The sequence below is a fragment of the Streptomyces sp. NPDC001450 genome (assembly GCF_053597295.1).
The window spans coordinates 1-24,474 of the sequence record NZ_JBSFHY010000067.1 but is presented as its reverse complement, the minus strand read 5'-3'; the positions used below and the strand labels follow the sequence as shown (position 1 = coordinate 24,474).

Here is a 24,474-nt window from a genome sequence, read left to right as displayed (position 1 = left end):
AGACCGTGACAGACAGGGTGCTGAACGTCGGTGTCGTCGGCTGTGCCGCCATCGCCCAGCGCACCACCATTGCGGCGCTCGTCGCCGACCCGTCGGTGCGGCTGGTCGCGGTGGCCAGCCGCAGCCGCGACAAGGCGGAGGCCGTCGCCCGGAAGTTCGGCTGCCAGGCGGTCACCGGCTACGCCGCGCTGCTGGCGCGCGACGACATCGACGCCGTGTACGTGCCCCTGCCGCCCGCCCTGCACGCCGAGTGGGTGGGCCGGGCACTGGCGGAGGGCAAGCACGTACTCGCCGAGAAACCGCTCGCGGTCGACCGGGCCGAGGCGGCCGGGCTGGTCGCCTCGGCCCACGCCGCCGGTCTGCTGCTGATGGAGAACTTCGCGTTCCTGCACCACGGGCAGCACGACGCCGTACGCGCCCTCATCGACGAGGGCGCGATCGGTGAAGTGCGCCACATCACCGCGGAGTTCGGATTTCCGCCGCTGCCCCCGGGCGACATCCGCTACGACCCGATGCTGGGCGGGGGCGCCCTGCTCGACGCCGGGGTGTACACCCTGCGCGCCGCCTCCCTGTATCTGGGGCCGCAGGTGACCGTGCACGGAGCGGTGCTGCGTACCGATCCCGGCACGGGGGTCGATGTGGCGGGGGCGGCGCTCGTGGCCGATCCGGCCGGGCGGACCGGGCAGTTGACCTTCGGCTTCGACCGTTCCTACCGCTGCGCGTGCACCATCTGGGGCAGCGAGGGCAGCATCGGCCTCGACCGGGCGTTCACCGCGCCGCCGGCCCTGCGGCCCGTGCTGCGCCTGCGGCGCCAGGACCGCCTGGAGGAACGGACGCTGCCCGCCGGGCACCAATTCGCCTCGCTGGTCTCCCTGTTCACCCGTACGGCCCTGGACGGGGGCGACCTCAAGGGGCCGGGGGAGGACATCCTGCGGCAGGCGCAGCTGGTGGACGCGGTGCGCCACGCGGCCGGCGGGCGGGCGCTCCCCGGGGCGTAGGGCTCCGCCTGGTCAGCCCTGCCGCTTGGGGGGTCCGGCGTCGATGAGGTCGCGGAGCTGGGAGCGGGCGGTGACTCCCAGCTTCGGGAAACTCCGGTACAGGTGGGAGCCGACGGTGCGCGGGGAGAGTTGCAGCCGCTCGCCGATCTCACGGTTGGTCAGTCCGCGGGCCGCGAGGTGGACGATCTGCTCCTGCTGGGGGGTGAGCGCGGGCAGGCTGTCCGGGACACCGGGGCTCTGCCGGATCCCGGCTGCTCGCAGTTCGGCCAGCGCACGGCCGGTCCACGGCTCGGCGCCGAGCCGGCTGAAGGTCTCCAGCGCGGCGGCCAGCAACGGCCGTGCCCGGCTGGACCCCAGCCGTCGGCGCAGCCACTCGCCGTAGTCGAGTTGCGTGTGGGCATGGGCGAAGGGCCGGTCCTCGGCGTACGGCTCGTCAAGTGCGGCACGGAAGTGCTGTTCCGCATCGTCCGCGTCCGCCAGGAGCGCTCTGGCGCGGAAGAGCAGTGCCCGCTGCCGTGGCGAGGAATTCTGCAGGCGGTCCGCCAGCCGGTCCACGACGGCACGAGCGGTGTCGTGCCGTCCGATGCGGGTGGCGGCGGCCGTGAGGTCGGCGAGACCGTACCGGGAGACGTGGTAGTGGACCTCGTCGCCGTCGGCCGTGAACATCATGCGGAACTGGTCGAACGCGGCCTCATGGTCGCCCTCCGCGGCGGCCGCCATGCCCATCGCCCAGCGGGCCCGGACGGCCACGAACCGGTTGTTCTGTGCCGTGGCGAGATCCAGTGCCTTCATCGCCGACGCGCGGGCCGCGGCCACGTCGCCCTGCAGCGCGAGCACGCAGGCGTCGAGGGCGCGGGGCGCCGCCGCCGTGAAGGGCGGATCGCTCTGCGCCGCCGCGCGTGTCGAGGCCGCGGCGACTGCCCTGGCCGCCGGCCACTGACCGTGCTCCAGACGGGTCCAGCCCTCGACGCAGCGCAGCCCGTCAGGCAGCGGCGCCGGGGTGCGGGCGGGTCTGCTCACCCTTTCGAACAGACTGACGGCGAGGCTGGTCTCGTCGAGCAGCCAGGCGATGGTGGCCGTGGCCGCCAGCAGCCCCGGTCCGGCCCGGTCGAATGCCGCCAGCCGGCGCAGCCCGGCGAGCAGTTCGGCCCTGTCTGAGGACGGATCCGTCGCGGCGCGGATCCACAGGGACGCGAGTTCGTGCTCCTGGGGCCGGCCGGGGCCTTCGCAGATCAGGGCGAAGATGTGCCGGAGCTCGTCGCGTCTTACGGCGTCCCCGTTGTAGTAGCAGACCAGGGATGCTGCGGCGAGTGCCTCCAGGGCCTTTGCGGGATGGTGCGGCGCGAGGGTCTCCGCGACATGCATCAGCAGGGTGTACGCGGTGGTGCGGCGCGGGGTGAGGGCGAGGGCCTGGCCCTTGTGCAGCGTGGCGAGGGCGAGCAGCACGGGGTCGTCGGCGAGCGCCTCGACCCGGGCGGTCAGGTCCTCCACCCAGGTCGCCTGGCCGGTCAGCGCGGCCATCCCTGCGGCGAGGGTGAATCTGCGTATGCGGTCCGGCTCGTCCGGGCTGAGTTCGGCGGCCCGCTGGAGTGCCAGTGCCGCAGCCGCGAAACCGCTCCGCTTCCTGGTCTGCTCGGCGGCGCGCTCGATCTCCCGCGCCACGGCCTCGTCGGGACCGGTGCCGGCCGCCGCCAGGTGCCAGGCCCGCCGGCCGGGGACGTCACGCAGGGCGGCGGCCCACTGGCGGTGCGCCTCGTGGCGCTGCGCGGGGGGTGCGCCGTGATAGACGGCGGAGCGGATCAGGGGGTGGCGGAACCGGACGTCGCCGCCGCGGACACGGATGAGTTCCGCCTGTTCGGCCGGCCGCCAGACCTCCGGCGCGACGCCTTCCACGGTGCCCGTGCCGGCCGCGGCCAGCAGCAGGGCGTGTCTCGTGGCTTCGGGCAGGGCATCCAGCCGGTCGGTGAAGCCCTGCTCCAGCCGGTCGGTCAGCGGCAGCGGTTCCACCGGCCAGAGCGCGGGGTCGGATTCCGTCCTGGCGAATTCGATCAGCGCCAGTGGGTTTCCCGCCGCCTCGTCCAGGATGCGCGCACGCAGCGGTCCGCTGGGGCGGCGCGGTTGTGCGTCCAGAAGGAGCCCCGCGGCGGCCGCCCGCAGGGGGCCCAGTTCCAGGACCGGATGGCTCCGGGCGAACGCGGGGAGCGGGGCGCCGCTGCGGACCGCGCTCAGCAGCGTGATCCTTTCGCCTTCCAGCCTTCTGCCGACGAAGGCGAGGACATCGAGGGAGTCCTGGTCCAGCCACTGGGCGTCGTCCACGACGATCAGTACCGGGTGCTGCCGCGCGATGTCGGACAGCAAGGTCAGCACCGCTATGCGCAGTATCAGCTGGTCGGGCTCGGCCGATCCGGTGGTGATGCCGAAGGCGCCCAGGAGCGCGTCCCGCTGACGGTCCGGTAGGTCATCGGCCTGCCCCAGTACCGGCCGCAGCAGCTGGTGGAGTCCTGCGAAGGCCAGTTCCCTCTCGCTCTCGCTGCCCTCCGCCCGCAGGATCCGTGTCCCGGTGCCGCGGAGCCTGCCGACCTCGCTGTCGATGAGGGCGCTCTTGCCGATCCCCGGCTCACCGGTGACGACCAGGACCCGCCCGCCCTCCCCTGGAGGTGTGACGAACCTTCCCACCCGGGCGGCCTCGGAGGCACGGCCCACGAGTGTGCCGCCCGGCAACGTCGCAATGGTCAACAACGCCTCCTCGGTTCCGGCTTCGTGCGCGGCGTGTGACATCGGGGGACCATATCCCCGCTCCGCCGCGCGCCTTCGCCTCTCGACCCGGGCCTCTAAGGAATCCCCTGGAAACCCGCTGCTCGGCCGCCCGTTCCCTCGCGGACTCATGGCGGGCCCCGGGCCACGCAACGGCACGCACGCGAACGGTGACTGTGCCGACTGCACCTGGCGGAGTGCAGTCACCTGACGGATTCGCCGAGCGGCCGCCCACTCAACAATGCGGTGTGAGCCGACTGCCGCGGCCGGAGAACCGGCCCGCGAGGCAGAGGGCTCTCCACGGCCGCGAGCGGGAACGCCTGAATCCTCGTCCATTTCCCGGCGCGGACGGCCTTGGTCTCGCACCGGGACCACCTGGGGGAGTGGACGGTCCGTCCCGGCCCCCGATTCGCCTCGCCGGCCGCGGCGTTCGCCCGCACGGTGCCGGCCGGAGCGACCGCGAGGAGCCGGGGAGGAGTCTCCGCGGCAGACGGGCCCGGGGGACGCGGTGACGGGCGCAGCCGTCGAGCGGGGCCACTCGAGGCATGCGGCACCCAGGAGCCGCCGGACCCCGCGAACGCGCGGTCCACCTCGGTGAATCGTTGATCCGGGCCGTTTCTCCGGTCCCGGCCGGCTGTCGGGTTGTGAAGGAGTCGGAGACCATGGAACGAGCGGCAGTCGTCGCGGGACTCGGGGGCTGGGTGCCCCCCACCGTCGTCACCAATGACCAACTCGCGGCTGTCCTCGACACCAGCGACGAGTGGATCCGCAGCCGTACCGGCATCCGGGAGCGACGCTGGGTCTCCCCGGGGCAGTCCACCGGTGACCTGGCCGTCGAGGCAGGGCGGCGCGCGCTGTCGTCCGCCGGGGTGCGGGGCGTGGACGCGGTGGTCCTCGCCACCAGCTCCCCGGACCGGCACTGCCCCGCGACCGCGCCCGAGGTGGCCAGCCGGCTGGGTCTCGGACTCGTCCCCGCGTTCGATGTGGCCGCGGTGTGCACGGGCTTCGTGTACGCCCTGGCGACGGGGGCCGGCATGGTCGCGCTCGGCGCCGCCGACAGCGTGCTGGTCATCGGCGCGGACGCGTTCTCCACCATCCTCGCCCCGGACGACCGTTCGACCCGGGTGATCTTCGGCGACGGCGGCGGTGCCGTGGTGCTGCGTGCAGGGTCGTCGGACGAGCCCGGAGCGCTCATGGGGCTGAACCTCGGCAGCGACGGGAGCCTCAGCGATCTGATCGAGGTGCCGGCGGGTGGATCCCGGCAGCGTTCCACGGGGCTGCCGGCCAAGACCGAGGACACCTACTTCACGATGGAGGGGCAGGCCGTCTACGCGCAGGCCGTGCGGCGGATGGCGGAGTCGGTACGGGAGAGCGCCGCGCGCACCGGATGGAGCCTGGAGGAGATCGACTCCTTCGTCCTGCACCAGGCCAACGCCCGGATTCTTGCCGCGGTCGCCCGCCGGCTCGGGCTGCCGCCGGAGCGGTTCCTCTCCAACATCGGCGCACGGGGCAACACGGTCGCCGCCTCGATCCCCCTCGCCCTGGCCGACGGTGTCGCCTCCGGCGAGCTGCGGCCCGGGCACAAGGTGGTGCTGGCCGGCTTCGGCGGCGGCCTCACCTGGGGGTCGCTGGCCCTGGTCTGGCCCCGTTTCCCAGCGCACCGGACTCCACCGCCGCAGCCCGCGACGGCCGGTGCCGGGCCCGATGGCAGCACGCTCTGACAGAACCCCCGACACCCCGAACCACCCCACCAGGAGGACCCTTGGACGCCGAGTCGATTGTCGCCCGCCTGCTGACGCCGGAGGGACGGGCCGATCCCTACCCGCTGTACGCCCGCGCCCACGAACTCGGGCCCGTCGTACCGGCCGGTGACGGCCTGGTGCTGGTCAGCGGCTACGAAGCAGGCCGAGCGGCACTGCGCCATCCCGGCCTGGGCGCCGACATCAATCTGGTGACCTGGGGCGCCGACCTCGATGAACATCCCTCACTGGCCATGCTGAGCCGGTCGCTGCTGGTCGCCAACCCACCCCACCACGGCCGGTTGCGGTCATCGATGTCGCAGGTGTTCACCGCACGCCGGGTGGCCGCGCTGGAGAAAGGGATCGCCGGTCTCACCGACGCCCTGCTCGACACCCTCGCGGAGGCCGGCTCCTCCCCGGTGGAGTTCATGGACGCCTTCGCCTTTCCGCTGCCGGCCCACGTCATCTGCGAACTGCTCGGCGTCCCGGCCGAGGACCGGCGGCGCTTCCGGAGCTTCGCCGCCGATCTGATGGCCACTCTGGAACTGCTGTCCGACCCCTCCGGCCTCGGTGCGGCCGACCGGGCGGCGGTGGAGGTCGGTCAGTACTTCACCGAGCTCGCCGGAGCACGCCGCGCCGATCCGCGCGACGACCTGGTGACCGCCCTGGTGAAGGCGCGGGACCAGGAGGTGCTGGGGGACGACGAGGAACTCGTCGCCAACCTGGCCAGTCTGCTGCTGGCCGGCTTCGAGACCACCACCTACCTCCTCGGCAACGGCCTGCAACTGCTCTTCGAGCACCCCGAGGTGATGGCCGCACTGCGCGCCGGGACCGTGCCGGCGCAGAGCTTCGTCGACGAAGTGCTGCGCTACGACACACCGGTGCAGGTGAGCAACCGGGTCGCGCTGACCGACGGCGTCTCGATCGGGGGCGTGCCGGTCCCGGCAGGGAGCCATGTGATCGTGCTGCTGGGCGCCGCCAACCGCGATCCGGCCCGCTACGACGACCCGGAGCGCTTCGACCCCGGCCGGCAGGACATCCAGCCGCTCAGCTTCGGCGGAGGTGCGCACTACTGCCTCGGCGCCATGCTGGCCCGTCTGGAGGCCGCCACCGCCTTCAGCCGGCTGGTGTCCCGGTTCCACGCTCTGCGCCCCGCTCCCGGAAACGGGCCGACCCGCCGCGACCGGCTCGTCCTGCGCGGTCACGAGACCTTGCCGATCGTCCTGTCCTGAGGACCGAACGGCCGACGAAATTCAGGGAAGTGCCCGGGTGGCCGAATTCAGACGTCTTGGTCGGCCCGGTCGTGAGACCTGTCGGAAAATTCGAGAAGTCCCTTCGGAAGGAAGACAGTTGTCGTTCATCGTGGGATCGGACCGCCCGCCCCCTCGCATCCTCACACCGTCCAGTGAGGATTCTCTGATCGCCGAATTGGCCGGAGGGAAAGGGAGAAACCTCCACACCCTCACAGCCGCCGGTTTCCAGGTGCCCAGCTGGTCGGTGATCGGCCTCGACGTCTTCGCCGAATTCTCCCGTGGCAGCGGACTGGACGAGAGTCTGGGAAGCCTGTTCGCCGACGGCTGGGACGGCAGGGCCGAAGAGGTCGCCGCCGAGATCGCCGCACTGATCGAGGCCGCGCCCCTGGACGAGCGTGTCGCCGCGGCCATCGCCCTGGCCTACACACAGGCCGGCGGCGGCCTGGTGGCCGTCCGCTCGTCCGGAGCGGAGGAGGACGGCACGGAGCACTCCTTCGCCGGCCAGTTCGACAGCTTCCTCAACGTCTCCGGCCTCGACCAGGTCACTGCCCACGTCCGCCGGTGCTGGGCCTCCGGGTTCTCGGAACGGTCCCTGCGCTACCGCGCGCAGCGCGGGCTGCCACCAGCTACCGGCGGCGTCGCGGTCATCGTCCAGCGCATGGTGCCCGCGGATCGCAGCGGTGTGCTGTTCACCGCCGATCCGACGGCGGGCCGCACGGACCGCCATGTGGTCAGCGCCGTCCACGGGCTGGGGGAGGGGTTGGTCTCCGGCGCGGTCGACGCCGACACCGTCGTACTCGACGCCACCACGGGCGTCCCGCTGAGCACCGTGATCGGCGACAAGCAGGAGCGCTACGACGCCGGCACTGGACCCGGCTGCGAGGTGTCGCCGGTCGCCGACGAGGACCGCAAGGCGCTGTCCCTGACCGCCGATGACCTGGCCCGGCTGCACGCGGTCGGGGTGCGCGCCACCGAACACTACGGCACCCCGCAGGACATCGAGTGGGCCGTCGCCGACGGCACCCTGTGGGTGCTGCAGAGCCGCCCCATCACCGCCCTCGGCACCGTTTCCGACAGCGCGCCGGAACCCGAGGGGGAGCTGCGGATCTGGGACAACTCCAACATCATCGAGAGCTTCAGCGGTGTCGTCTCCCCGCTCACCTACAGCTTCGCCGCCGACACCTACGCCAAGGTGTACGAGAGCTACGCCCGTGCCCTGGGCGTCAGGGGCGAGAAGTTGCGCGAGGTGCAGGAGTGGACCCCGCACCTGCTCGGCTATGTCCACGGACGCGTCTACTACAACCTCCACCACTGGTACCGGATGGTGCGCCTGGCACCGCTGTACCCGCTGGGCCGCCGGGTCCTGGAGAAATCGCTGGGCGTCGCGGAGAGCATTTCCGACGAGACCGCGGACGCACTTCATCCCTTCACCCCGCGGCCCGGGCTGCGCGGCCGTGTTTCGCGGCTGGCCCGTACGGTCGTCTTCACCAGAAGGTTTCTGACCATCCGGAAATCCGTGGAGACCTTCCACCGGGATTTCTACCGGGCGTACGAGATCTTCAACAACGTCGATTACGACACGCTGCCCGGCGACGAGACCTACCGCCGCTTCCGCCGGCTGCAGAAAGAGCTCATCGAGAAGTGGGGCCCCATGCAGGCCCTGGACGCCACGATCCTGCTCTCCGTCGGCCTGCTGGCGCTGCTCACCCGCAGATGGCTGCCCGACGCGCCCGAGTGGTTCACCTGGGCCGCGGCCGCCCCCGGCGGCGACGTGGAGTCCGCCGAACCGGTGTGGGCGCTGGCCGAGCTGGCGGCGAAGGTGCGTGCCGACGACGCGGTGCGGCATCTGCTGGACAGCACCCCCGACGCCGATGCCTACCGGGCGCTGGCCGACGCCGGTCACACCGAGGTCCTGGCCGCGGTCGACGCGTATGTCGCGGACTACGGCTACCGCAGCCCCGACGAACTCAAGCTCGAAGTCCCCGACCTGCACGAGAATCCTGCCGGGCTGTTCACCCTGCTGCGCGACGCGCTGCCCGAGACCACGGGTGGCGCGGGCGAGCGCGGCTGCGAGGCCGACGCGTACCTCGACCAGCACCTCGGCGGCCCCCGCCGCTGGGTGTACGAGCGGGTGCGGGGCAAGGCCCGGGCCGCGCTCACCGACCGCGAACGGCTCAGGTTCTGCCGCACCCGTGCCTTCGGCGCGGCCAAGCGCATGCTGCGCGCCATGGGCCGCGACCTCGCCCGCACCGGTGCCATCGACGCCTGGGACGACGTGTTCATGCTGCGTCTGGAGGAGATCCGCGGCGCCTACGAAGGCATGATCGTCCACGCGGAGCTGAAGGAGCTGGCCGCGCTGCGCCGCGGGCACCTCGCCGCCGACGCCGAACTGAACGCCCCGGCCCGCTTCACCACCCGCGGTGCCCCGTACTGGTCCGGCAACCTGGAGCTGGCCGGCTGGAGGGGCGGGCCCGCCGCCCGCAGCGGCGCCCGCGAACTGCGCGGCACCCCCTGCTGCCCCGGTGTCGTCGAAGGACCCGCGGTGGTCACCGACACCCCGCGCGACATCGGCGGCGGCATCCTGCTCACCTACCGCACCGACCCCGGCTGGGTGGCCGCGCTGCCCTCGGCCGCCGCGCTGGTCATCGAACGCGGCAGCCCGCTCACCCATGTCGCCGTCGTGGCCCGCGAGCTGGGCATCCCGACCGTGGTCCAGGTCAAGAACGCCACCACCGAGATCCGCACCGGCACCCTGCTGCGCGTCGACGGCGCCGCCGGCACGGTCACCGTGCTCGCCGACCCGCCCGACGACGGCACTCCCGCCGAGAACCCGGACACTCCCAGGACGGAGACACATCCGTGATCCTCACCGAGGACCAACTGCAGGGCCTGCTCGACAAATCGCTCGCCGAACTGCCCCCGGGCGCCGACTGGGCCGTCGTACTCGAAGGCTCCATCGCGGAGGGCTTCGGCAACCCCTCCTCCGACATCGACTTCCTGCTGATCGGCCGCGCCGAGGACGACCTGCCGACCATGCCGTCGCTGCTCTTCGTCGACGGCCGCCGGGTGGAGATACGCACCCGGTCGATACGTCAACTCATCGACCAGTTCCGTACGTTGGAGGAGGGCGCCAAGCGGCCCGGCCGACTCTCCGAGGACCTGCTCAACCGCTGTCAGCGGCTGCTGCACAGCCACCCGCTGCGCGGCCACGACCTGGTCGACGAGATCAAGGCGATGCTGCCGGTCGAGCGGTTCTCCCGCATCGCCGCCGACTGGTGGGCGCATCGGGCCCGGCAGTCCCTGCGGCACGCGATGGCGCTGCTGTGCCTCGGCGAGGCCGACGAGGCGGTTGACTGGACCCGCGCCGGACTCGTCCAGACGATCAAGTCGTGGGCGGCCGGCCAGGGCGAGACCTACCTCGAACCCAAGTGGCTGTCCATGCAGCTGGACCGGGCCGACCGGCCCGAGGTGCGCGACCGGTACTGGCAGCTGGAAGCGGTCACCCCCGCACCGGGTGACGCCGAGGCCGCCCGCACCCTTCTGACCGCCTGCCTCGCCTTCGCCGAGGACCTCGGCCTCACCGGCGTCTCCTGGCGGCCCGAGCGGCTCACCGTCGAACGCGTCGCCGGGGTGACCACCTGGCAGACCGGTGAGCGGGTCCACGTCGTCCGCGGGCGTCGTGAGGTGTTCGCCCTCGGCGACCACGCCGGAGCGGTCTGGCGCTCTCTCGTCCTCGGCCGGCCGCTGCCCCAGGTGCTCGCCGCGGCCCCGGACACCGGCGTCACCGGCCCCGGCCCGCTGCTGGCCGCGTTCCTGCGCTACGGGCTGATCCGGCTGGCGTGGAAGGGCGGCGGCACCGTCACCCCGTCACTGCCGCTCGCCGCGCCGCCCGGCCCCGTCACCCCGCCGCCCTCCACCGCACAGCCGCTGCTGTCGGTGCGCGGCGCGGCCGTGAGCGGCCCCGACGCCATCGACCTGGTGCCGCTGCCCGCAGAGCGGTTCGCCGCCGCCACCATGGCCCTGGTGTGGTCCAACGTCGTCGTGGAGAACGCCATCGAGGACCTGACCGGCGCCCTCCAGCGCGGTCAGTGGCGGGTCGCCGAACTCACCGCCCGCCGCGCCGTGCACGCCGCGCTGCGGGGGCTGTTCAGCGCGCACGGGGTCAACCCGCTGCCCGCGGACTCCGACCTCGTACGCCGTATCGACCTGCTGCCGCCCGCCACCGGGCCGATCCGGGAGCGTGCCGAGGAACTGCTGCGGCGCGCCATCGACTCGGCGGAGAGCGGTGACGCCGTCCTCGCGGATCTGCGCGCCCACGTCGCCCTGGTACGGGGCACCGCCGGCGCCGACGCCTTCCCCCTCTCCTTCGACTCCGCGGACACCTGGCGGGCCACGCTGGAGCTCGGTTACGACTGGCTGCGCATCGGCGCCTACCTCGACGCGGAACTGCCCATCGAAGAGGCCCGCGACCTGCTCGCCAGCAACGGCGTCCAGCCCCACCAGGCCGCGTGACAGGAGGACCGACCGATGACAGACACGATGACCGTGCTGGTGACCGGCGCGAGCGGGTTCGTGGGCGCCGAGGTGACCGCCCGGCTCACCGCCGCGGGCCACACCGTGCTGACACTGCTGCACCGCAACGGCGACCTCGTCCGCAACAACGGCAGAAAACTCACCCCCGGCCCCGGCACGCTCACCCGGATCACCGGCGACATCACCCGCCCCGGCCTCGGACTGACCGACGACGACCGGCGACTCGCCGCGCGCGCCGACCGGATCGTGCACTGCGCCGCCGTCACCGACTTCGGACTGCCCGAGGAGCGGTACGAGAGCATCAACGTCGCCGGCACCCGGCACGTCCTGGATCTCGCCCTGGCCCACCGCATCCCACTGGTGCACGTCAGCACGGCCTATGTGTGCGGGGAACGCGACGGCATCGCCCGTGAGGACGAACTCGACATCGGCCAACGCCCCGGCAACGGCTACGAGAAGAGCAAACTGACCGCGGAGACCATGGTCCGCAAGGCCGCCGCGGAGGGCCTGCCGGTGACCGTGGTGCGCCCCAGCATCGTCACCGGCGCCGCCCGCACCGGCTGCGTCCGCGACTTCAAGACCATCTACCCGGTACTCAAGATCCTCGTCAGGGGCCTGGTGCGTACCGTCCCCGGTCACTACGACGCCGCCCTCGACCTGGTTCCGGTCGACCACGTCGCCGACCTGGTGACCGAGGCCGCCACCCGCTTCGCGGACGCCGAGGGCCGCACCCTGCACGCCGTCGGCCGGGTGCTGACCCTGCGGGACTTCTCCGACGTCCTCGCCGAGTACCCGTCCTTCCAGGTGCCGAGGTTCGTCCCCCCGTCAGCGTTCTCCGCATCGGCCCTGCCCGAACGCGAACGCCCCTACTACGACCGCGTCATCTCCCTCTACGACACCTACTTCCTGCGGCGCATCCACTTCGACGCCACACAGGCCGCTGCCTTCACCGGCCGTCCCGCACCAGCGGGCGGGCGGCCCTACCTGCGCCGCCTCCTGGACCACTGTCTCAAGGTCGGCTATCTCGGCGCGCCGCCGCCCCGGGAGCCGTCCGCCGCCCGAACCGACGGGAGCACCCCATGACGAGTCACCCCGACCAGCCCGAGCACCCCGATCCGGCCCACGGCATCCCGGTCTCGCCACTGCTCACCTGCCACCCCGGCAAACAGCGGCTGTACGGCGCGGACACCTATTACCAGGAGAGCTACGAACAACTCGCCGCCCTCACCGACGACGTCACCGGCTTCGCCCACCGTCACGCCGCGCTGCTGCTCAAGCCGGACGCCGTGGTGGCCCGCAGGCTGGACGCGGCCGTTCAGTGGCTGACCGGGCAGGACTTCCGGATCGTCGGCGCGGCGATCACCCGGCTGACCCGGACCATGATCCGCTCCCTGTGGTACTTCCAGTGGAATCTCGCCACCCCGTACCGCAGGCGGCTCGCCGCGCTCTTCCTGGAGGACGCCGACGCCCTCGTCCTGCTCGTCCGCCCCGAGCGCGACACCGACATCCCGGATATCCCGGCCTCGGTCCTGCTGACCGCCCTGAAGGGGCCGACCGACCCGGAGGCCCGGGTGCCCGGTCAGCTCCGCCACCTCCTGGGCCGCTACAGCTACCTGCTCAATCTGGTGCACACTCCCGACGAGCCCGCCGACGTACTGCGCGAGCTGGCCGTCCACTTCGACGACGCCGGACGTGACCGCCTCTTCCGCTCCGCGCTGGCGGACGAGGACCACCGCGGGCACGCCCTGGAGCTGGCCGACCGGCTGTACGCCGCCACCAAGCCGCGTGAACTCGACTTCGAACCCGCTGTCGAACGGCTGCGCGCCGCCGTCTCCCGCCACCCCGGCACCGACCCGGCCGCGACCCCGCGTCAGCTCCTGGAATCGGCCTGGGACCACGGGATCGACCTCGACCCGTGGGACACCGTCATCGTCGGCTCCAAGGTGCTCCCCATGCGGCAGCCCGGCCGTGCCCCGGTCCTTGACGGGGCCGGTGTCGACGCATGGCGCCGCCATCTGGACGCCGTCCGCGGCGCCTCGACCTGAACGAGGAGCAGCTTATGCAGTTCGCCCGGACACTCCCCAAGGAGCTGGTGCACCGGGCAGCGATCGCCGAGGTCTTCCTGACCGACGCGGCGCGCCTCAGCGAGGACGGGATACTGCTCGCCGCACAGCTTCCCCGCCTCCACGCCTTCTACGACGACACGGTCGGCCCCCGCACCCGCCACGACCCCTTACTGCTGCTTGAGGCATGCCGGCAGGGCATCTTCGTGGTGGCCCACCGCTACCTCGACGTGCCCCTCGGCCACAAGTTCCTCTTGCGCACGGTCGAGTTCGAGGTGCCGGACCCGGCTGCCCTGGCGCCCGGCGACACGCCGACCGAGGCTGTCATCGGCGTCCGGATCGAGCACCGGATCCGGAGCCGGTCCGGGGTGACCGGGCTGCGGCTGCGCTTCACCGCGGCCATCGGCGAACGCGAGGCCATGCTCGCCCGCATCGACTACTCGTGGATGCCGCCGGAGGACTGGACGCGTCTGCGGGCCGGGCAGCGCGACGCACTCGGCCTGCCCGAGCCGCCCGTCGCGCTGCCCGGACCGCGTGTCGATCCCGCCCTGGTGGGCCGACGGGACCAGGCCAACGTGGTCATCTCGCCGCCGCACACCTCCTCCGAGGGCATGAGCACCGCTCGCCTGGTCGCCGAGACCACGCACCCGACCCTGTACGACCACTGGGTCGACCATGTGCCCGGCATGCTGGAACTGGAGGCCTTCCGGCAACTGGCCCTGACCGCCGCCGTGACCGCGGGCACGGTGCGCACGCCCACGGCACTGCCGGTGGGCCTCCACGCCCGGTTCCGCTGCTTCGCCGAGCTGGACCTGCCCCTGGAGTGCCGGACGGCCGCGGTGCTGCCCGGCGCCGACATCGAGTGCTCCCTGCACCAGCCCGGCGCCCTGGTCGCCGAGGCCCGGATCAGGCTCGCCGACCGGAACGCGGCCGACCTGGCAGACGTACTCGCCGGCCAGGGGAACCACCCCCGCGCCTGACCCGCGCGGCACGACAGACACACCAAGACACGTACCCGAGACAGGGGGATACCGCTCAGTGAGCACCGTCGCCGTGCCCCAAGTGCCAGCCCGGCTCGGCCGTTTCGTGCTGCGCATGTTCCGGCCCCATATCTACGCCACCTACGGACTGCTGTGGGTCCTCGCCCTGGAGGGCTCGTCGGTCGCGCTGACCGGCACGGCCTGGCGCCCATCCGGGGCCACTTGGGTGCGGGTCGTCAGCGTCGTACTGGCGCTGTTGTTCCTGCGGATGCTGGACGAGCAGAAGGACTTCGAGTACGACCGCGTGCACCACCCGGACCGGCCGCTGGTCACCGGAGCGATCACCGTCGCCGAGCTGCGCGGTGCGATGGCCGCGCTCACCGCGGCGGTGGCGGGCCTGAACGCGGCCCTGTCGGCGACGGCGGTCCTGCTGATCCTGGCGGCCCTCGGGTACGGACTCTTCCTCGCCGCCCTGGAACGCCTCTCGGCGGCGGTGCGTGACCGGCAGTTGCTCAACCTCGCGGTCACCTACCCGGTGCAGGTGCTGCTGGGCGTCTATGTGTACGGGTCGCTGGCCGCGGCCGGGACCGTCACCGCCGACTGGCGCGGGGCGCTGCTGCTTGCGCTGTGCGCCTGTGTGTTCCTGCACTTCGAGTTCGCCCGCAAGACGGCCTGGGAGGAGGAGCCCGGCGCCCGCCTGTACTCCGCCGGCCTCGGCCCCCGGCGCAGCGCTGCGGTCACCGCGGGCCTCGCGGCCGGGGCGGTCGCGTGCCAGGTCGTCCTGTTCGCGCCGGACGGCCCGTTCGGGCTGCTGCCCTGCCTGACGGTGGCCCTGCCCCTGTGGGGCACCTGGCGGTTCCTGGCCGCGCGCAGCGGCGGCTGGTCGCTGATCACCGCGATGGGCTTCGTCGTGGTGACGTACCTCGCCCTGAGCATTCGGGCGGTGCTGCTGCCGTGACCGTTCAACTTGCCATGCGTATCGATGAGTTGCTGACCACCACGCGTTCCGTACGGCGTGGCCTGGACCTGGAGCGGGCGGTGGACCCGCAGCTGGTCGAGGACTGTCTGCGCATCGCCCTGCAGGCCCCCAACGGCAACAACCGCCAGCACTGGCGCTGGCTCCTGCTCACCGACCCGCGGGTCCGCGCGGACGTCGCCGAGGTGTACCGGGCCGCTTACTACGACCGCAACGGCGCCGCCCTGAAGCGGCTGGACGAGCTTCCCGAAAGCACCCGCTCCGCGCTCACCGGTGCCAGGCTGCTGGCCGACCGCCTGCACCGGGTGCCCGTCCTCGTCATCCCCTGCCTCGAACTGGCCGACGGCCGGCTGCCGGAGGGGAACCAGGCCGGCGTGTGGGGTTCACTGCTGCCCGCGGCCTGGAGCTATGCGCTGGCCGCGCGCAGCCGTGGTCTGGTCACCGCCTGGACGGCGGTCCATCTGGACCGCGAGCGGGAGGTCGCCGACCTGCTGGGCCTGCCGCCCACCGTCCGCCAGGGAGCGCTGCTGCCGACCGCCTACCCACTGCGCACCACCTTCCGGCCGGGGCCACGGCTGCCGCTGGAGGACGTCCTGCACCACGACGGCTGGCAGGGCGGCGACCGGACCTGAGGCGGTGCGTCACGTGTCGTTCCATTTGAAGAACCGCAGCGTCAGCGCGGTCACCACGGCCGTGAAGGCCAGCATGCCGCCCATGGTCGGCAGGGCCTCCATCACACCGCCCCCACGGCTGAGCACGGCCTCGCTGCCCTTCACGAGGTAGCGCAGCGGCATCAGGTACGAGATCCCCTTGACCCAGTCCGGGGCGTTGTCCAGCGAGAAGAACGACCCGGACAGGAAGGACATGGGCAGTACGAGCAGCTGGGCGAGACCGCCTGCGGATTCCTCGGTCTTGGTGACCGAGCCGATGAGCAGGCCGAGCGACATCAGCGACAGGGTGCCGCACATCACCAGCGGTACGATCAGCCACCAGTCGCCGGTGAGCTGGAGACCGAAGTACGGCAACGTGGCCACCAGCAGGAACAGGGCCGTCTGGGTGAGCGCCATGAGCAGGGTCATGGAGATACGGGCGGCCACGACCTCCCAGGCCCGGATCGGCGAGAGCCGCATCCGCTGGAGGATCTTCTTGCGGCGCAGGGTCACCAGCGTCAGCGAGGTGCTGAACACCGCGCTGGAGGCGATGGCCCACCCCATCAGACCGGGGGTCAGATACTGGATCGGCTTGACCGACCGGTCCTCGACCTGACCGGCCTTCAGCGTGTACGTGGCCGGCCGGCCCGTCGCGGCCAGGTTCGCCTGCTCCAGCACCGCGTTGAGCGTCGCGCGGGCGGAGGCGCCCTTGACCGGGTCGGCGGCGCTGTAGCGAAGGACGACGGTGCCGCCGTTCTGCTCGACCAGCGCGTCGTAGTCGCCCTTGCGCACCTTCTCCAGCGCGGCCGACTCGCTGCTCACCTTGGAGATCGTGGCGGCCTTGGACAACTGCCCGCGCTGGTCCTTGGTGAGCGAGTCGAGCACCCGTACGTCGCCGACCTGGGCCACCTTGATGTGCGAGGTCCCGGTGCTCTTGAACAGCGTGCCGAACAACAGCAGGAACAGGATCGGGAAGATCAGCAGGAAGAAGATCGTGCCCTTGTCCCGCAGCACGCTGAGGATCATCGCCCGGGACAGCTCGCGGACCGGGCTGAGCCGCTCGTCCCCGGCGGAGCCCTTGCGGCCCGAACCGGCCTTCCCGGCGGGCTTCTTCCGCTCGGACGAGCCGGTCCCCGCCGTCTCCGTCCCCGTGGTTCGCGTGGTGGTCCCCTCGATGCTCACGCGCGGTACTCCCGTCCGGTCAGCTGGAGGAAGACGTCCTCCAGGGTGGCTCCGCGTACCTCCAGGCCGCGCAGGGCCCCCTGGTCGGCCAGGACCGAGAGCACCGGCCCCGGCGTGTGGGTGGCGACGGACAACGAGACCCCGTCGTCCTCCACGGCGGCGTTGTCCACACCGGCGGACTTCAGCAGGTCCCGCAGGGCGTCCGGCTTGATCAGCCCGGACTCCACGCTCACCCGCACCATGTCGTCCAGCTCGCGGATCAGGGCCGCCGGAGCGCCGGTCTTGAGCACCTTGCCGCGCTCCATGACCGACACCCGGTCACAGAGGATCTCCGCCTCGTCGAGGTAGTGCGTGGTGAGGACCACCGTGCGGCCCTCCTGGTTGACGTCTCGCAGCAGGTCCCACAGATTGCGCCGGGCCTGCGGGTCCAGACCGGCGGTGGGCTCGTCCAGGAAGACGATCTCCGGATCGTGCACGAGACCGCAGGCGATGGACAGCCGCTGCGCCTGGCCGCCGGAGAGCTTGTCCGCCGGCACGTTCCCGAACTCGGTGAGGCCCACCCGCTCCAGCATCGCGTCGGCCTGCCGGGCGCCGACCCGGTGGAAGGACGCGAACAGGCGGATGGTCTCCCGCGTGGTCAGCTTGTCGAAGAAGGACGACGCCTGGAACTGCACGCCGATCCGGGTCAGCAACTCGGGATTGCGGGGCCACGGACTCTTGCCGAACAGCTCGATCCGGCCCTCGTCGGGCTCACGGACACCCTCCAGGATCTCCAGAGTCGTCGTCTTGCCCGCGCCGTTGGGCCCGAGAAGGCCGTAGAACTCGCCCGCCTCGATGTGCAGCGAGACCCCGTCGACGGCCTGGATGTCCCCGTACCGCTTGCGGACGCCGTCCGCGACGATCGCCGCCGTCATGACGCCGTCGCCCTGACCCTGCGGAGCCGCGTCCCGGCCCCGTCGCACATGAACTGAAGGTCCATCACTCGACTGTCGTCTCTCCGTGATCGGTTGAGGGATCGGGGGCCGAGCCGGGGAGTTCCCGGCCCTCCGCCCGCGTCCGACCGCCGCCGGTCGGCAGCTGCCGGACAGGGACGGGAGCACGGGCGCTCTTCGGCGGTACGGAACTCCAGCCCAGCACAGGCGCCATGGCGGCGGCCATCGAAGACGACGAAGACTAGGGAATCGCCCCTACTCCTCTCCGGAGAAAGGGGAATGACTTCGTCCAGTCCGGTCACCGACCGTACGTTCACCATCAGAGTTCCGTGCCGCCGCTGCGCCGCGGACCGACAGGATCGAGGCCACCACGATGCCCCCCACAGCCCGGGACGAGGCCGCGCACCGCGACGGCGGACACGGCCGGCCCGGGGCCACTCCCCGCCCGACCTCCGCCGACCCGTCGAACATACCTCCGGACCTGGCCCTGCTGCCGGTGGCCGCGATCGCCTGCGCCACCGCGGCCCTGCTGCTGCTCACCGCCCACCGCTTCGGCTACTTCAGCGACGAGCTGTACTTCCTCGCCGCGGGCCGACATCTCGCTTGGGGATACGCCGACCAGCCACCGTTGTTACCCCTGCTGGCCCACGGCCTCGACGCCGTCTCCCACGGCTCACTGATCTGGCTGCGCGCACCGGCCGCGGCCGTCACCGGCCTCGGCGTGTTCACCGCCGCCCTGACCGCCCGTGAGCTGGGTGGCAGACGTGCCGCCCAGATCGCCACCGCCGGCGCGTACGCCGTCTCACCCGTCATGCTGCAGATGGGCCATCTGCTCATCACCGCCACCCTGGACATCTTCCTGACGACGGTCACCACCTGGCTGCTGGTGCGCTGGGTCCGCACCCGGCGCGACCGGCTGCTGCTCCTCGTCGGTCTGACTGCCGCGCTCTCCCTCCAGGTCAAGTTCCTCAGCGCCGGCTTCTGGGCCGTGCTCCTGGTGGCCCTGCTGCTCGCCGGGCCCCGGGACCTGCTGCGCCGCCCTCTGCTGTGGGCATCGGCGGCGGGCGCCCTGCTCACCGCTGTTCCCGGTCTGCTGTGGCAGGCCCGCAACGGCTGGCCCCAACTGGCCATGACCAAGGTCATCTCCCACGAGGTGGCCACCGAGGAGGGCGGCCGGATCATGTTCCTGCCCACCGTGCTGTCGGCCTCGGGACTCGTCGGTGTCGTACTCCTGTGCTACGGGCTGTGGCGGCTGCTCATCGCCCACGAGACGCGCCCGTACCGGTTCCTCGGGCTGACCTTCGCCGGACTCTGCGCCTGTTACCTCGTCGTCCACGGACGGCCCTACTACGTCTCCGGGCTCTTCGCCGTCCTGTGGGCGGCGGGCGCCACGGGACTGCAGCGGTTGCGCCCCACCCGCACACGCGCCTGGTCCACGGCCGTGGCGTACGTGCTCTCGGCGGCCCTGGCGGTTCAGGTCCTGCCCGTCTACCCGGTCCGCCGTCTGACCAGCCCCTCCGCCGACCGGCTGGCGATGGAGAGCGTGGGCTGGCCCGGCCTGGCGGCATCGGTGGCCCGCGTCTACCGCGAACTGCCCGCCGACCGGCGCCGCCGGGCCCTGCTGATCACCGACCGGTACGACCAGGCGGGTGCCCTGGACCGGTTCGGCCCGGCCCTCGGCCTGCCGCGGCCCTACAGCGGCCACCGCGGCTACTGGTATCTGCGCCGCCCGGCCGGTGACTCCGCGACCGTCGTCTTCGTCGGTGCCGACGCCCGCTACCTCCGGCAGTTCTTCACCAGCGTGCGCAGGCGGGGCACCGTCACCAACGCGCAGAAGGTGCACAACCTCAACTGGGGTGCCCCCATATGGGTGTGCGAGGGTCAGCGCGGTTCATGGCGCACCCTGTGGCCCCGCCTCTCCCATCTGAACGCCGACTCGGCGAAGAAATAGGCCTCTTCTCGAGGCGATGACGACGCTGCGGGCCGCCCCTCTCCGGGACGGCCCGCAGCCCGCTCACGTCCGCGCGGTCAGCCCCAGGTCACGGGCAGCGCGTACACGCCGTAGTGCATCGCTTTGTCACGCAGCGGGATCTCCTGCGGCTCGACGGCCAGCCGGAGCTCGGGGAAGCGGTCGAACAGCTTCTGGAAGCCGATGCGCAGCGTCGCCCGGGCCAGATGCTGCCCCAGGCACTGGTGGATGCCGAAGCCGAACGCCAGATGGCGCCGGGAGGGGCGGGTGACGTCGAAGACCTCAGGGTTCTCGAACTGCTCCGGATCCCGGTTGGCCGCAGGCAGCGAGAGCACCACGGTCTGGCCGGCCTCCATGGTCGTGCCCCCGATCTCCACGTCCTCCAACGCGACGCGGCTCGCGCCCATATGAGAGATCGTCAGATAACGCAGCAGCTCCTCCACGGCCCGCTCCATCAGCTCCGGCTGCTTGCGGATCTTCTCCAGCTGCTCCGGATGCTCCAGCAGCGCGAACGTGCCGAGACCCAGCATGTTCGGGGTGGTGTCCAGCGCGCCGCCGATGGTGATCCAGGCGATGTTCGCCAGTTCCTCCTCGGTCAGCTCACCGGTCTTGACCAGCTTGCCGAGCAGCTTGTCGTTGGGCTCGGCGAACAGGTCCTTGACGATCCGGGCCAGCGTCTGGTCCAGGGCCGTGTTGTGCTCGACGAACTCCTCGAGCGTGTAGTCGATCCGCATGATCGCCGAGAAGTGCTTGTCGAGTTCGGCGATGTCCTCCTCCGGCACGCCCATCACCGAGTGAACCGACCGGTACACGACCTTCTGGACGAACGCCGGCAACAGGTCCACCGGCGGCTCCAGACCGGCCATCTCCTCCAGTACGTCGTCGATGATCCCGGCCAGCGTCGGCTCGTACTCCTGGATCTTGCGGACCGTGAAGAAGCCCGTCAGCAGCCGCCGGTAGTGGGTATGGTCGGGCGCGTCCATCCGCACGAAGGAACCCGGCCCCGACGGCTGCGGGTCGTAGCTCTCCACTTCGAACGGCGGCGACGCCACCAGCGCCAGCAGCTCCGCGCGGTGGCTGAACCGCGGGTCGGTCATGATGGCCCGCACGTGCTCGTGCCGGGTGACCAGCCAGCCGTCGTCGCGGCCCGGCGCGATGTCGAACTTGACCGGGCTGATCGGTTCTTCCTCGCGCAGCCGGCGGTACTCCGGGTCGGGGTCGAAGGGGCAGGTGCGATGGGTCGGTATCACAGGTGGTTTCGGCTCGTAGGCCATGAATCCTCCGTCTGGTGGTTTCCGTCCGCCCAGGTGTGCCAGGCCCTGCCGTCGAACTCCCCGCGCCGGGCGGGAGTTCGACGACAGGACCTAGGCCCGCCGGACGGTGAGCGGCAGCTGCCGAAGACCGAAGACGTTGACGCGGTTGTCGAAGTAGGACAGCGGGCTGTCGCGGTCGACCCGGATGTCGGCGTAGCGGTCGAGCATCAGGTTGAGCGCGATCTGCCCCTCCATACGGGCCAGCGGGGCGCCCAGGCAGTAGTGGATGCCATGCCCGAAGGCGAGCTGCTTGGCGTTGGGCCGGCCCGGCTGGAAGCGGTCCGGCTCGGGGAAGACCCGCTCGTCGCGGTTGGCGGACAGCAGCCAGAGGTACACCATCGTGTTCTCGGGCACCTTCTCACCGGCGATCTCCACGGGGGCCGTGGGCACCCGTTCGATCTTCAGGAACGGCGGCCGGCAGCGCAGTACCTCTTCGGTGAACGCCGTGATCTGCGCGCGATCCGCACGCAACTCGGAGAGCAGGCCCGCCTCCAGGTCCAGCGTCAGCAGCATGTTGCCCAGCAGCACGGCGGTGGTGACATGACCGGCCAGCAGAAGCAGCGCGGCGAAGCTCACCACGTCGTCGTCGTTCAGGCTCTCCCCGTCGACCTCGGCCCGCACCAGCAGGCTCATCAGGTCGTCGTGCTCGCGCGCCCGCCGCTCGGCGACGTGCTGCCGCAGATAGGCGTCCAGCTCCTGCACGGTCCTGCCCAGGACCTCGGCGCCCTCGGGCGTCTCCCAGTCCACGGTCAGCAGGTTGTCGGCCCACACCTGGAACAGCGGACGGTCGGACGGCGGCACGCCGAGCATGGAGGAGATCACGATGACCGGCAGCGGATTGGCGAACGCCTCGACCAGGTCGAAGCGGTCGCTGCCGGCCAGTCCGTCGAGCAGCTCGGTGGCCACCTCGGTGATCCGGGGGGTCAGCTCGTTGATCATCTTGGCGGTGAAGACCTTGCTCACCAGCCGACGCAGCTTTCCGTGCCGGGGCGGGTCCAGCAACAGCAGCGTTCCGCCGGGCGGCTGCTGCTCGCCGCCCGACAGCCGGCTCACCGTGTCCGAGGAGAAGGCCGCCGGGTCGGCGGTGATCCGCTGGACGTCCTCGTGGCGGAACACGTGGTAACGGCCCGCCGGATCGCGCCACACCGGCTGCTCGTCACGCATCCGCCGCAGCCAGGCCAGCAGGGTCGCACCGCCGTCGATACCCACTTCGGGCGGCGCGGAGACCTCAGGGCCGTCAGGAGCGGGCACGGCTGTCATCGGGAACCCCTCTCGTAGGGCAGGCCGCACAGGAGGCGGGCCGGGAGCGGCCCCAGCGCAGCACGCCCGGCGAAGCCAAGGCCACAAAAGCCGGGCAACTCTAGGGATTTGCCGGTGCCAGGGACCGCGGACCCGCCCCTGCGGGCAACTAGGGGATTTTTCAGAGTCGGAGGTCAAGCTGCCATGGACGGCGCAAGCGCCCCCAGACTTGGCCGGGTTCGAGGTGTTCGAGGAGCCATGCCGAGCGCGTGGGTGTCCGAGCCTGAGGAGATCCGGTGTCGTCTACCGTTCCGAGCGCAGCGGGCCTGCCGCCGGTCATGTCCGCCGTGGTGCGCGACCCGAGCCTGGGGGCCGAGCTGTGAGCGAAGACCGCCTGCGGGACTACCTGAAGCGGGTCACCGCCGACCTGCACCGAACCACCACCCGCCTGCGCGAGTTGGAGGCCAAGGACGGCGAACCGATCGCGATCGTCTCCATGGCCTGCCGCTACCCAGGCGACGTCCGCACCCCCGAGGACCTGTGGCGGCTCGTCGCCGACGGCACCGACGCCATCACCCCCTTCCCGGAGGACCGCGGCTGGGACGTCGGCTCCCTCTACCACCCGGACCCCGAGCACCCGGGCACCTGCTACACCCGCGAGGGCGGCTTCCTGCACGACGCCGCCGACTTCGACCCCGACTTCTTCGGCATGTCGCCGCGCGAGGCCCTCGGCACCGACCCGCAGCAGCGGCTCCTGCTGCAGATCTCCTGGGAGGCCCTGGAACGGGCCGGGCTGGACCCGGGCACCCTGCGCGGCAGCCCCACCGGCGTCTTCGTCGGCGTCATGTACAACGACTACGGCTCCCGGTTCGACGTGCCGCCGCCCGGCCTGGAGGGCTTCATCGGCAACGGCAGCGCGGGCAGCATCGCCTCCGGGCGTGTCGCCTACACCCTGGGTCTTGAGGGCCCCGCGGTGACCGTCGACACGGCGTGCTCCTCCTCCCTGGTGGCCCTTCATCTGGCCTGCCGGGCGCTGCGGGCCGGAGAGTGCTCGCTGGCGCTGGCGGGCGGTGTCGCGGTGATGTCGACCCCGGTCACCTTCACCGAGTTCAGCCGCCAGCGCGGACTCTCCCCCGACGGGCGCTGCAAGTCCTTCGCCGACATCGCGGACGGTACCGGCTGGGGTGAGGGCGCGGGCCTGTTGTTGCTGGAGCGGCTGTCGGACGCGCGTCGCAACGGTCACCGGGTGCTGGCCGTGATCCGCGGCAGCGCGGTCAACCAGGACGGCGCCAGCAGTGGCCTCACCGCCCCGAACGGTCCTTCGCAGCAGCGGGTGATCCGGGCTGCGCTGGCGAGTGCGGGACTCTCGGCGGCGGATGTGGACGCGGTGGAGGCGCACGGCACGGGTACGACGCTGGGCGACCCGATCGAGGCCCAGGCACTGCTCGCCACCTACGGGCGCGACCGTGAACGGCCACTGTGGCTCGGCTCGTTGAAGTCCAACATCGGACACACCCAGGCCGCTGCCGGAGTCGGCGGAGTGATCAAGATGGTCATGGCGATGCGCCATGGCCTGCTGCCGCGCACCCTGCACGTCGACGCGCCGTCGACCCACGTCGACTGGTCCGCGGGCGAGGTGAGCCTGCTGACCGAGGCTCAGGAATGGTCGCAGAGGGAAGACGGCCATCGACGCCGCGCGGGCGTGTCCGCCTTCGGCGTCAGCGGAACGAACGCGCATGTGATTCTCGAAGAGGCCGAGGCGGTCGAGGCGGTTGGGGAGGTTGAGGAGGGCGCTGCGGGTGCCGGTGGTGCCGGTGGTGTCGGTGGTGGCGGGGTTGTGGTGTGGCCGGTGTCAGCGCGGGGGGAGGTGGCTCTTCGGGGGCAGGCCGGTCG

Annotated in this window: 17 protein-coding genes; 12 read left to right on the top strand and 5 right to left on the bottom strand. The window is 71.8% G+C overall.

Going from position 1 to position 24,474, the window contains the following annotated elements; all coding sequences use genetic code 11:
- Positions 1-5 precede the first annotated feature (5 nt).
- Positions 6-998, top strand: coding sequence for a Gfo/Idh/MocA family protein (locus ACWC5O_RS42445; RefSeq protein ID WP_450591887.1), 993 nt, complete (start codon positions 6-8; stop codon positions 996-998).
- Between the two features lie 12 nt (positions 999-1,010).
- On the opposite strand, the gene ACWC5O_RS42440 is transcribed toward ACWC5O_RS42445, so the two are convergent.
- A complete protein-coding gene (locus ACWC5O_RS42440) occupies positions 1,011-3,734 on the bottom strand; it encodes an ATP-binding protein (RefSeq protein ID WP_450591885.1) in 2,724 nt (907 codons plus the stop codon).
- A 680-nt stretch (positions 3,735-4,414) separates the two neighbouring features.
- On the opposite strand from ACWC5O_RS42440, the gene ACWC5O_RS42435 reads away from it, so the two are divergent.
- From ACWC5O_RS42435 to ACWC5O_RS42395, 9 genes are all read left to right on the top strand, one after another.
- A complete protein-coding gene (locus ACWC5O_RS42435; RefSeq protein ID WP_450591883.1) occupies positions 4,415-5,473 on the top strand; it encodes a beta-ketoacyl-ACP synthase III in 1,059 nt (352 codons plus the stop codon).
- A 41-nt stretch (positions 5,474-5,514) separates the two neighbouring features.
- Positions 5,515-6,723, top strand: coding sequence for a cytochrome P450 (locus tag ACWC5O_RS42430; protein ID WP_450591882.1), 1,209 nt, complete (start codon positions 5,515-5,517; stop codon positions 6,721-6,723).
- Between the two features lie 130 nt (positions 6,724-6,853).
- Complete coding sequence (locus ACWC5O_RS42425) at positions 6,854-9,607, top strand: phosphoenolpyruvate synthase (RefSeq protein WP_450591889.1); 2,754 nt, start codon at positions 6,854-6,856, stop codon at positions 9,605-9,607.
- A complete protein-coding gene (locus ACWC5O_RS42420; protein WP_450591880.1) occupies positions 9,604-11,256 on the top strand; it encodes a hypothetical protein in 1,653 nt (550 codons plus the stop codon). Before ACWC5O_RS42425 ends, ACWC5O_RS42420 begins: the two co-directional genes overlap by 4 nt.
- A gap of 15 nt (positions 11,257-11,271) precedes the next feature.
- The gene (locus tag ACWC5O_RS42415; RefSeq protein ID WP_450591879.1) at positions 11,272-12,360 is read left to right on the top strand and encodes an SDR family oxidoreductase; all 1,089 of its coding nucleotides are present in this window, start codon (positions 11,272-11,274) and stop codon (positions 12,358-12,360) included.
- Entirely contained in the window at positions 12,357-13,322 is a 966-nt protein-coding gene (locus tag ACWC5O_RS42410; protein WP_450591877.1) for a nucleoside-diphosphate kinase, read from the top strand. The genes ACWC5O_RS42415 and ACWC5O_RS42410 overlap by 4 nt, the downstream gene beginning before the upstream one ends.
- 14 nt (positions 13,323-13,336) lie before the next feature.
- Positions 13,337-14,320 (top strand): ScbA/BarX family gamma-butyrolactone biosynthesis protein, encoded by a 984-nt coding sequence (locus tag ACWC5O_RS42405; RefSeq protein ID WP_450591876.1) that lies wholly within the window; start codon positions 13,337-13,339, stop codon positions 14,318-14,320.
- Positions 14,321-14,378: 58 nt separating this feature from the next.
- Positions 14,379-15,278, top strand: a complete 900-nt coding sequence (locus tag ACWC5O_RS42400; RefSeq protein WP_450591874.1) for a hypothetical protein — start codon at positions 14,379-14,381, stop codon at positions 15,276-15,278.
- 14 nt (positions 15,279-15,292) lie between these two features.
- Positions 15,293-15,928, top strand: a complete 636-nt coding sequence (locus ACWC5O_RS42395; RefSeq protein ID WP_450591872.1) for a nitroreductase family protein — start codon at positions 15,293-15,295, stop codon at positions 15,926-15,928.
- 9 nt (positions 15,929-15,937) lie between these two features.
- Here ACWC5O_RS42395 and ACWC5O_RS42390 read toward each other — a convergent pair whose 3' ends face one another.
- Positions 15,938-17,128, bottom strand: coding sequence for an ABC transporter permease (locus ACWC5O_RS42390; protein ID WP_450591871.1), 1,191 nt, complete (start codon positions 17,126-17,128; stop codon positions 15,938-15,940).
- Positions 17,125-18,042 (bottom strand): ATP-binding cassette domain-containing protein, encoded by a 918-nt coding sequence (locus ACWC5O_RS42385; protein ID WP_450591870.1) that lies wholly within the window; start codon positions 18,040-18,042, stop codon positions 17,125-17,127. Before ACWC5O_RS42385 ends, ACWC5O_RS42390 begins: the two co-directional genes overlap by 4 nt.
- A gap of 391 nt (positions 18,043-18,433) precedes the next feature.
- Here ACWC5O_RS42385 and ACWC5O_RS42380 point away from each other — a divergent pair, with 391 nt between their 5' ends.
- On the top strand, positions 18,434-20,011 hold the full coding sequence (locus ACWC5O_RS42380; protein ID WP_450591868.1) for an ArnT family glycosyltransferase: 1,578 nt from the start codon (positions 18,434-18,436) through the stop codon (positions 20,009-20,011).
- A 77-nt stretch (positions 20,012-20,088) separates the two neighbouring features.
- On the opposite strand, the gene ACWC5O_RS42375 is transcribed toward ACWC5O_RS42380, so the two are convergent.
- Entirely contained in the window at positions 20,089-21,303 is a 1,215-nt protein-coding gene (locus ACWC5O_RS42375) for a cytochrome P450 (protein ID WP_450591866.1), read from the bottom strand.
- Between the two features lie 90 nt (positions 21,304-21,393).
- Positions 21,394-22,602, bottom strand: coding sequence for a cytochrome P450 (locus ACWC5O_RS42370; protein ID WP_450591865.1), 1,209 nt, complete (start codon positions 22,600-22,602; stop codon positions 21,394-21,396).
- Positions 22,603-22,960: 358 nt separating this feature from the next.
- On the opposite strand from ACWC5O_RS42370, the gene ACWC5O_RS42365 reads away from it, so the two are divergent.
- The coding region (locus tag ACWC5O_RS42365) for a type I polyketide synthase (protein ID WP_450781233.1) at positions 22,961-24,474 on the top strand (1,514 nt) is incomplete at its 3' end.